This window comes from Stenotrophomonas pictorum JCM 9942 (assembly GCF_001310775.1).
GTDB classification, from domain to species: Bacteria; Pseudomonadota; Gammaproteobacteria; order Xanthomonadales; family Xanthomonadaceae; genus Stenotrophomonas; species Stenotrophomonas pictorum.
The window spans coordinates 1-698 of record NZ_BAZI01000744.1 but is presented as its reverse complement, the minus strand read 5'-3'; the positions used below and the strand labels follow the sequence as shown (position 1 = coordinate 698).

Sequence of the window (698 nt, the reverse complement as noted above, 5' to 3'; positions counted from 1 at the left end):
CCGCCCAGCCGCGCAGATAACCATTCAAGCCATGGTCGCGCAGCTGCTGCGCGGCACCGGGCCAGTCCAGCGGGTTGCCACTGTCCAGGCGCTCCAGCGCCGCGACGATCGCCAGTTCCACTTCCGGCAGTTTGCCCGTTTCGGGCAACACCGCGCGCCGGGCGATGGCCTCAAACAGCAGCGCGTTGGCTTCGGCATAGCTCAAGGCCGCGGTGGCACCGTGCCGCTGCCGCCAGCGCGCACTCTCCAGCACCGGATTGACGTGCGCCTGGATCAGGTAGGTGGCGCGGCCGATCAGCTTGAGGTTGCCCGGCTGCACCGCGGTCATGGTGTTGCCGACGGTGCGGCCAAGCCGTGCCATCACCGCGGTGGAATGGGCATTGAGCGCCATCTTCAGTGCCAGCGTGCGGTCCAGACCGAGCGGATCGTTGCCTTGCGGCAGGTCCAGCACGATGTCCGGCCCGGCACCGGCAGGCACCGGCACCGATTGGCTGCCATCCCGGGGCTGGCCCACCGTCACGGTGAGCACCCCGGCCCCGGCACGGTCGAAGGTCTGCCACCATTGCCGGGCCAGCGTATCCAGCGGTTCGTCGGCATAGCGCAGCAGCACGCCCAGATCACCGGGCTGCGGCGGCAGCCGCTGGCGGTTGTCCGCCGACCACGACAGGTCGTACAGCGCCTGCTGTTCGCCGCCGGCG

Annotated in this window: 1 protein-coding gene; it reads right to left on the bottom strand. The window is 70.2% G+C overall.

What is annotated here, in order from left to right:
• The coding region (locus JCM9942_RS17440; protein ID WP_218185532.1) for an N-acetylmuramic acid 6-phosphate etherase family protein at positions 1 to 698 on the bottom strand (698 nt) is incomplete at both ends.